Origin of the sequence: Ketobacter sp., from assembly GCF_003671495.1 — a bacterium.
Taxonomy (GTDB): domain Bacteria; phylum Pseudomonadota; class Gammaproteobacteria; order Pseudomonadales; family Ketobacteraceae; genus Ketobacter.
Genome location: NZ_RCHN01000002.1, coordinates 18,075 through 27,650, shown reverse-complemented (window position 1 = coordinate 27,650; position 9,576 = coordinate 18,075). Strand labels below are relative to the sequence as shown.

The 9,576-nt window shown below is 58.6% G+C and carries 3 protein-coding genes; all 3 read left to right on the top strand.

Annotated features, from left to right (window positions below):
• The first annotated feature begins 4 nt into the window (after positions 1 to 4).
• The 3 genes from D9N14_RS00580 (at position 5) to D9N14_RS00570 (ending at position 9,576) form a co-directional block, all read left to right on the top strand.
• On the top strand, positions 5 to 1,981 hold the full coding sequence (locus D9N14_RS00580) for a methyl-accepting chemotaxis protein (protein ID WP_411267907.1): 1,977 nt from the start codon (positions 5 to 7) through the stop codon (positions 1,979 to 1,981).
• A 69-nt stretch (positions 1,982 to 2,050) separates the two neighbouring features.
• A complete protein-coding gene (locus D9N14_RS00575) occupies positions 2,051 to 2,911 on the top strand; it encodes a CheR family methyltransferase (protein WP_290575721.1) in 861 nt (286 codons plus the stop codon).
• A gap of 32 nt (positions 2,912 to 2,943) precedes the next feature.
• Positions 2,944 to 9,576 (top strand): Hpt domain-containing protein, encoded by a 6,633-nt coding sequence (locus tag D9N14_RS00570; RefSeq protein ID WP_290575719.1) that lies wholly within the window; start codon positions 2,944 to 2,946, stop codon positions 9,574 to 9,576.

Sequence of the window (9,576 nt, the reverse complement as noted above, 5' to 3'; positions counted from 1 at the left end):
TCTGATGCTGCTGAACTTTTACTTTGTGGCAAATCACAGTGAGCAGTCAGCGAAGTACGTAACCAAAGCGACAGAATTGAGGGTACTCTCTCAGAGGATCGCGAAAAACGCCCTGGAAGCGGCGGCAGGTAACGCGGATGCGTTCTCCTTCCTCGATCAGGCCCGGGTGGATTTCGGATTGGAGTGGGATGCCATCAAGAACGGCTCCCCCGATGAGGGTATGGCCGCCGACTCCGTCTTCATCACCAGCGCGCCCCAGGAAATGGCGGACGTGGAACGGGTGTGGAAGCAGGTGTCCGACAGCTCCGACGTGATTCTGGAAGGTCGCCAGACGGTGATCAACCTGCACGATGTGGCGCGGGCCTTGAACGACAACATTCCGGTACTGCAGGAAGAATACGACCTGGTGGTACAAACCCTGGTGGACAGTAAGGCCCCTGCTGACCAGGTGGCGGTGGCCCAGCGTCAGTCCCTGCTGGCGGAACGTATTGTGCGATCGGTTAACAAGGTGTTGGAAGGGGGCGAGGACGCGGTGATGGCCGCCGACAGCTTCGGCCAGGACACTGAGCGATTTGGTCGCGTACTGCAGGGCATGCTGGAAGGGGATAAGTCCCTTGGCATCACCCGGGTGCGGGATAAGGCCGCGGTCGACTCCCTCAACGAAATTTCTGATCTGTTTGCCGGTGTGGCGGAAAGCGTCGACGAGATTCTGGAAAGTTCTCCGGAACTGTTCCAGGTACGGGCGGCGGCCAACGGCATCTTCACCGATTCGCAAACCCTGCTCACCGAAACCGGTGCCCTGGCCCGCTCCTTTGAGGGCACTCCGGTAGCCGGCTTCTGGTCCACCCTGTTCGGTATCATCTTTGCCGGTTTGGCACTGCTCTTCCTGCTGTTGGTATTCTTCAGCGTAATGGCCCAATCCCGCGCCCAGCTGGCGGAAGAAGCCCAGCGTCGTGAGGAAAAAGAAATGCAGAACCAGCACAACCAGGAGGCAATCCTGCGACTGCTGGATGAACTGGGCGACCTGGCGGACGGTGACTTGACCATCCAGACCACGGTAACCGAGGATTTCACGGGCGCCATCGCGGACTCCATCAACTTTACCATCGACCAATTGCGCTCGCTGGTATCGACCATCAACGAAACCGCGGTACAGGTATCCGCAGCGGCCCAGGAAACCCAGGCCACGGCGATGCATCTGGCGGAAGCATCCGAGCACCAGGCCCAGGAAATTGCCGGGGCCTCGGCAGCGATCAACGAGATGGCAGTGTCCATCGACCAGGTATCTGCCAACGCCGCCGAATCCGCGGCGGTAGCGGAGCGGTCGGTATCGATCGCGAACAAAGGTGCTGAGGTGGTACAGAACACGATCCACGGTATGGATACCATCCGTGAGCAGATCCAGGAAACCTCGAAACGGATCAAGCGACTGGGTGAATCCTCCCAGGAGATCGGTGACATCGTATCGTTGATCAATGACATCGCCGACCAAACCAACATCCTCGCATTGAACGCTGCGATCCAGGCCTCTATGGCGGGTGAAGCAGGTCGAGGCTTCGCGGTGGTAGCGGACGAAGTACAGCGCCTTGCGGAACGGGCATCGGCGGCAACCAAGCAGATTGAAGCGCTGGTTAAAACCATCCAGACCGACACCAACGAAGCGGTAATCTCCATGGAACAAACCACCTCTGAGGTGGTACGCGGAGCCCGCCTGGCGCAAGACGCGGGTGTGGCCCTGGAGGAGATCGAGAACGTATCCAGTAACCTGGCGGACTTGATCCAGAACATCTCCAACGCCGCACGGCAGCAGGCAGCGTCTGCAGGTCACATTTCCAATACGATGAACGTTATCCAGGAAATTACCTCGCAAACCTCTGCCGGTACCACCGCGACCGCAACGTCCATCGGTAACCTGGCGGAACTGGCGGTACAGATGCGCAATTCGGTAGCCGGTTTCAAACTGCCGGAAACCGGAATGTAAAACACCTTGGCCCGGTGACCTTGTTGGAACCCGGGCCAATCAAAGGTGCCATGGCCGGGAGCGATGTCAGTGCCAGCAGAACGATGGAGTCTTCAGAAAGCCGAGTTGAACGACGAACAGTTCGCGCGCTGGCGCAGTTTGCTCGAAGATCGCACCGGCATGCAGTTGACCGTCGAACGCAAAACCTTTCTGGAAACCAGTCTCAACATCCGCATGCGGGAAATCGGCTGCACCAGCTACGACACCTACTACGACAAACTGATGTCCGGTTTGGCAGGCGAAGTGGAGTGGGCGACGCTGGTGGATCGCCTTACGGTTCAGGAAACCAGCTTCTTTCGTCATCCCAGCTCCTATGAGTTGGTGCGCAACTATTGTGGCAATCTCTATGAAGAACAGGGACGCAAACACATTGAACTGTGGAGCGTGGGCTGTGCCACAGGTGAAGAAGCCTATTCCCTGGCCATGGTGATGGAAGATTTGCTGAGCCAGCAGCAGGAAAAGCGTTATTACGGCATCACGGCTACCGACATCAGCCTGCCGGCACTGGCCAAGGCGCGGGAAGGTGTATACAACGCCCGCAAGCTGGATCGTGTGGATCAACGTTATGTCCAGAAGTATTTTGAAAACCATGAGCGCGGTCGATGTCGTGTGGTGCCGCGCTTGAAAGATCGAGTCTGTTTTGCGCGCATCAATGTACTGGATTTGCGGCAGGCACCGGTTCAGAACGTGGATCTGGTGTTCTGTCAGAATCTGTTGATTTATTTCCAGAGCCTGCGCAAAAAAGACATCGTTTCCCATTTGGCTGATCGGTTGGCACCGGGCGGCATGATGGTGCTGGGTGTGGGTGAGGTGATTGACTGGCAACGGCCGGACATGAAGCGCATCCAATATAAAGACACCCTTGCGTTCGTCAAACGCAATCATTCTTAGATCAGTCAGGATAACCAGAGCCAGGAGCTGACATGGCCGAACAACACGATTTTCAAGCGCTGGATTGGGTAAAAGGTGAAATCGAAGAAACCCTGAAGCAGGCGCAGCAATCGTTGGAAGCATTCGTGGACAATCCCGAGGACTCCACGCGCATGCGCTTTTGTCTTACCCATTTGCATCAGGTGGCCGGTACCCTGCAGATGGTGGAGTTCTTTGGCGCCGCGTTGCTGGCCGAAGAGATGGAGAACCTGGCCATCGCGCTGATCAACGAGAAAGTGCAGCGGGTGGAAGATGCGCAGGAAGTGCTGATGAAGGCCATCCTGCAATTGCCCGTGTACCTGGATCGGGTGAAGGACGGCCAGCGGGATATGCCAGTGGTGGTGTTGCCGTTGCTGAACGATCTGCGTGCGGCCCGCGGCGAGCCCCTGTTGTCGGAAACCGCGTTGTTCAAACCGGATCTGGAAGCCGGTGGTGAAGCGGCACCGAAAGAATCCGTATCCCAGGAAGCCCTGGCACAGCTGCCGCAACTGTTGAAAAAAATCCGCCAGCTCTATCAATTCGCGCTGGTGGGCTTGATCCGCAATCAGGACATGCCCACCAACCTGGGGTACATGGCCAAATCCCTGGCCAAACTGGAGCAGCTCTACAGCAATACCCCCATGGGACAACTGTGGTGGGTGGCAGCGGCGCTGGTGGAAGGGGTGTCCCGTTCCTACATTGAGCTGGGCACGTCCGTCAAAATGCTATTCGGTCAGCTGGACCGCCAGCTCAAACACAGCATCGACACCGGTGCCCACCGCGATGAAGCGCTGCCTACGGATCTGTTGAAAAACCTGCTGTTTTATGTGGCCCGGGCGGAAGGTGAAACCACCCGTATTCAGAAAGTGAAGGCCGCCTTTAAACTGGATCGGGCCTTGCCGTCGGAAGAACGCCTGGACGATGAGCGCCAGCGCCTGACCGGTCCGGATAAAGAAGCCATTGCGTCCGTGGTCTCGGCATTGTTGGAAGAGCTGGGCAGTGTGAAGGAAACCCTGGACCTGTTTATGCGGGGCCAGGTTCACGATGGCACTGACCTGCGCACGGTGATTCCGGTTTTAAAGCAGATTGCCGATACCCTGGCGGTGCTGGGGGTGGGCAATCCCCGCCGGGTGATTGTGGAACAGATTGATACCATTGGCCGGATTGTCGAGCATCCTGATTTGCCGGATGACAATCTGCTGATGGACGTTGCTGGTGCCCTGCTGTATGTGGAAGCCACCCTGCAAGGCATGGCAAATGATCCGGCCGCCGGCGCCGGAGAGGGCGATGAAGACGAGTCGCAGTATGTTTCGCCGGAGCAGATCAGCAAAGCCCGTTCTGCCGTGATCGAGGAGTCACGAACCGGCCTGGAGAACGCCAAAGAGGCCATTTCCGATTACATTGGTTCGGGCTTTGACCTGGGTCCACTGCAGGCGGTGCCCGATATTCTGCACAGTGTCCGTGGTGGTCTGCTGATGGTGCCGCTGGCCCACCCGGCGGCATTACTGCAAAGCTGCATCAACTTCATCAGCGAGCAATTGATTGACGGTGCGGTGCAGCCGGACTGGAAGCAACTGGATACCCTGGCGGACGCTATTACCAGTGTGGAATATTATCTGGAGCGCTTGGGCGATCGCTTCCCCGGAGATGAGGACATTCTCTCCATTGCGGAAGAGGCGGTGTCCGCACTGGGTTATCCGGCAGAGCGTATTGACCCCAGTGAACTGGCCCCCACGCTGTTGGCTGCGGAACCCAGCGCTGCGCCGCTTGCTAATGAGCCTGTTGCCGAAGCCGATACCGGTGCAGCGGAGCTGGAAAGCCTGGCCGGTGACGAAGAAGATGAGATCATCCAGATCGAATTCACAGAAGAAGACCTGCAGGAAGCCGGGGCCGCAGTGACAGAATCGGTGGCGGAACCCGAGCCGGAAGATGATGACGACCTGATCGATGAGGAAGTGATTGAAATCTTCATCGAAGAGGCGGGGGAAGTGCTGGAGACGATCCAGGAATACCTGCCGCAATGGAAAACCAACTACGACAACGAAGAAGCGCTGAAAGAGCTGCGCCGTGCCTATCACACATTGAAAGGCAGTGGCCGCATGGTCGGTGCCACGGTGGTGGGCGAGCTGGCCTGGTCAGTGGAAAACATGCTGAACCGGGTGCTGGACAATACTATCCCCACCAATGATCAGGTGACGGGCATCGTGGACCGGGTTACCGAAGTGATTCCCGTTCTGGTGAAAGCCTTCGAAGATCGGGTCAAGCCCACTTTGAATGTGGATGCCCTGGCGGCAGTGGCCGACGCCCTGGCCAAAGGCGAACAGCCCCCGGCCATTCCGGATGACCTTTCCCTGGCGGCGGCTCCCGCAGTTACAGCTGAGGAACCGGCCCCACTGGAAGAGCTGCCCGTTGCTGCGGACCTGCCGGTGGTGGAGGATGGCAGCGGTGAAATCGATCCGGTGCTGGTGGATATTTTCAGCCAGGAGGCCTCTTCGCATCTGGAGACCCTGAAAGCGTTCCTCGCCCAGGACCACAACGATGTCCTCAGCGACGATATGCTGCGTGCTTTGCACACCCTGAAGGGCAGTGCGCACATGGCAGGGATCACCCCCATTGCCGAACTGGCGTCTCCCACGGAGCGCTTCTTCAAGGAATGTCATTTACAAGGGGTGGCGGCGTCCCCCGAGATTCTGCAGCTGCTGGACGATTTCGTGCAAAACGTCGAGCAGGGGCTGGAAGACCTGATGTCCCATCCGGCAGCACCCATCGCCGGCAGCGAAACGCTGTTGCAGCATTTGGAGCAGCTGCGGGAAGAGAAACTCAAGCACAGCGAAGAAGAACCGTCGGCCCAGGCGGACCCCCAGGTGGTCAGTATGTTCCTGTCCGAGGGCATGGACCTGATCATGGATGCCGGAGAAGTGCTCCGGCACTGGGAACAAAACCCCGTCCCGGGTGAGGACCTGGACAAGCTGCGCCAGGAATTGCGTATCCTGGCCCGCAGTGCCAGCGCCGCCCAGCTGAACGAAGTGGTGGAGCTCAGCATGACGCTGGAAGAGCTCTACGAAGCGGCGGCCAATGGCATGATCACCCCTGACCCGCTGTTCTTCCGCACCGCTCACAAAGCCCATGAAGCCCTGGTGAATATGATGGACTTCATTGCCGCCGGTCAGCCAATTGTGGCGGATGAGGCGCTGGTGCCGGAGCTGCAGGCGTTGATGGACCAGGCCCCGCAAGTGAGTGAACAGCTGGAAGCGGCTGAGCAGGAGCAGCCGGTTGCGGCAGACCATGAGCCGGATCTTGAAGCACAGCCGGAGTCAGAATCCCTGGAAGCGTTGTTAGAAGAGCCCTTAGATGAACCGGTAGCAGAGCAAGAAGACCTGCTGGAAGAAGCGGACTTCAACACAGACGAGGCGGACTTCGGCTTTGAGCTTGACTCCGAGTCGGAGCTGGAAATTGAAATGGATTCCGCGCCAGAGCGGGATGCAGAACCCACCTCAGAGCCCACCTCCGAACCTGAATTCGAGATGCAGTTCGAAACCGAGCCAGAAGCTGACATGGAAATGGAAGCTGACTCGGATGGGGAGCCGGAAATAGAACTGGAAGCCCCCGCGTTCGAAGCGGAAGAACTGATCATCGAAGATGACGGCGAAGACACCTCCGAATTCAGCGTTGAGGAAATCGACGAGCTGGAAGAAGAGCCCATGGCGGCCACTCCGCAGGAAGATCTGGCGGGGGATTACGATCCCGAGCTGGTGGAGATCTTCCTGGAAGAGGCATCGGAAATTCTGGACACCACGGCGGAGCAGTTGCAGGCCTGGGTAGAGCAGACAGATAACCTGGACATCGTGGCGGGACTGCAACGCAGCCTGCATACCCTGAAAGGGGGCGCGCGCATGTCCGACATGAAGGAAATGGGAGACCTGGCCCACAACCTGGAAAACCTGTACGAAGGCCTGTGTATGCGGAATTTCACCGCTACCCCGGCCCTGTTCGATCTGCTGCACCAGTGTCATGACCGCTTGGCGGTGATGTTCGAAAGCATCCAGAGCGGCCAGCAGGCGCAAGCGGCGGATGACCTGATTGGTAAGATCGATGACTTTACCCACGGTCGATTGGAAGCCGAGGCACCGTCAGCACCAGCGGAAGTGGAGCCGGAAGAACCGCCCACCCTCACGGTGGCACAGGCCCCCGTTTTCGAACCGCAACCGACCGAAGATACCGCAGCCCTGTCCGCCCTGGGTGGAAGCGGGGAAGAGGTGGATACGGAAATTCTGGAGATCTTCCTGGAAGAAGCGGAGGAACTCACCGAGGGCATCGACAATACCATCAATGCCTGGCTGTCAGAACGGGATAACCACGAACACCTGGACGAAATGAAGCGTCTGCTGCATACCCTGAAAGGGGGTGCCCGCCTGGCCGGTCTGGTGCATATCGGCAACCTGAGCCACAACTTTGAAACCTTCATCATCCAGAGCGAAACCGATCGCGTGGACATGGGGGATGAGTTCTTCGCCAAAGTGCAGGCGGAGCACGACAAGCTGTTTGAACAGATGGATCACCTGCGTCAGCACGGCAGCGAGCTGATTTCCTCTGCCGGTGAAGCCGACGCGGTCGAGTTCGAGTTCACCATGGAGGAAGAGCCGGCCCCTGAAGACTTGCAGCCGGCCGCCGAGACAGCGCCGTCGAGCGACAATGTGGTGCCCATCACCCCGCAACCGGAGCCCCAGGAAGCGTTTGTTGCGCCCAAGCCTGATGAGATGTTGCCGGCGTCGGCCTTCCATACCGACGATAAAAAGCGCGCCAGTGGTGAGAGCGTCAAGGTTTCCTCCGACTTGATGGAAAACCTGGTGAACCTGGCCGGTGAAACCTCCATTTTTCGCGGCCGGATCGAACAGGAGATCACCGACTTCAACGGGGTTATCGGCGAGATCGGCATGACCATCGACCGGGCCCGTGAACTGCTGCGGCGTCTGGACATCGAAACCGAAGCCCAGATCCTGTATCGCTACCAACAGGCCCAGACCGAAGGCGAGGAGTACGAAGACTTCGACCCCCTGGAGATGGACCGTTACTCCACCCTGAATCAGCTGTCCCGCTCCCTGGGTGAAACCGTATCGGACATGATGGACCTGCGGGACTCCCTCACCGACCGTGCCCGCGACGCGGAAACCCTGTTGATCCAGCAGGGCCGGATCAATTCCGAATTGCAGGAAAGCCTCATGCGCACCCGCATGGTGCCGTTCTCCCGCATGGTGCCGCGTCTGCGCAGAATCGTGCGGCAGATCGCCGGCGAAGTGGGTAAGAAGGCGGAACTGGAAATCATCGGTGCAGAAGGTGAAATGGACCGGACCGTATTGGAACGCATGGTGCCGCCGTTGGAGCACATGTTGCGTAACGCGGTGGACCACGGTTTGGAAACGCCGGAACAACGGGCCGCCGCCGGTAAGAAAGACACCGGGCGCATCACCATTCACCTGGCCCGGGAAGGGGGCGAGGTGGTGCTGCGGCTCACTGATGATGGTAAAGGCATCAATCTGGACGGTGTGAAGAAACGCGCCATCGAACGTGGCCTGATGAAAGCAGACGCGCCGCTCACCGATAAGGAAGTGATGCAGTTTATCTTCAAGCCCGGCTTCAGTACGGCAGAGAAAGTGACCCAGATCTCCGGCCGCGGTGTGGGGATGGACGTGGTGCACAGCGAGATCAAGCAGCTGGGCGGTAACGTCAAGCTGCACTCGGCGCCGGGCGCCGGCTCCCAGTTCACCATCCGCCTGCCGTTTACCGTGTCGGTCAACCGCGCCCTGATGGTGCGGGTGGGCGAAGACCAGTACGCGATTCCTCTCAACAACATCGAAGGTATTGTGCGGGTCAGCCCCTACGAACTGGAAGCCTACTATCAACCGGATGCGCCCAAGTTCGAGTATGCCTCCCAGCAATACCGCATGCGTTATCTGGGCCGTTATGTACACAATAACCCGATCCCCAACCTGACCAGCCACACCAAGCCCATTCCGGTGTTGCTGGTACGCGGTGGTGATCATGCCGTGGCCTTGCAGGTGGATGCCCTGCTGGGCTCCCGCGAAGTGGTGGTGAAATCCGTAGGGCCGCAACTGGCGGCGGTCAGCGGGATTTCCGGTGCCACCATCCGCGGTGATGGTAGCGTGGTCATCATCCTCGACCTGAACGCCGTGATCCGGGCCGAACAGGCTCAACTCAGCCTGGAAGAAAATATGGAAGAGGCGGATCAGCCACGGGCCAAGGAAGAGGTCAACGAGACCCCGCTGGTCATGGTGGTGGACGACTCGGTCACGGTGCGCAAGGTAACCAGTCGCCTGCTGGAGCGCAATGGCTTCGACGTGGTGACCGCCAAAGACGGTGTGGACGCGATTACCCAGCTGCAGGATATCAAGCCGGATGTGATGTTGCTGGATATTGAAATGCCGCGCATGGATGGCTTCGAAGTGGCTACTCTGGTACGCCACGATGAGCGCCTGCAGGATACACCCATCATCATGATCACCTCCCGTACCGGTGAGAAACACCGCGACCGGGCCATGAGCATCGGTGTCAACCGCTACATGGGTAAACCTTATCAGGAAACCGTATTGCTGCAGACCATAGAAGATCTGATCAAACAGGAAGCCTAG

Excerpts from the sequence above, each read along its gene's own strand:
- D9N14_RS00580 (WP_411267907.1), top strand. The coding sequence starts at position 5 with ATGCTGCTGAACTTTTACTTTGTGGCAAATCACAGTGAGCAGTCAGCG.
- D9N14_RS00570 (WP_290575719.1), top strand. The coding sequence starts at position 2,944 with ATGGCCGAACAACACGATTTTCAAGCGCTGGATTGGGTAAAAGGTGAA.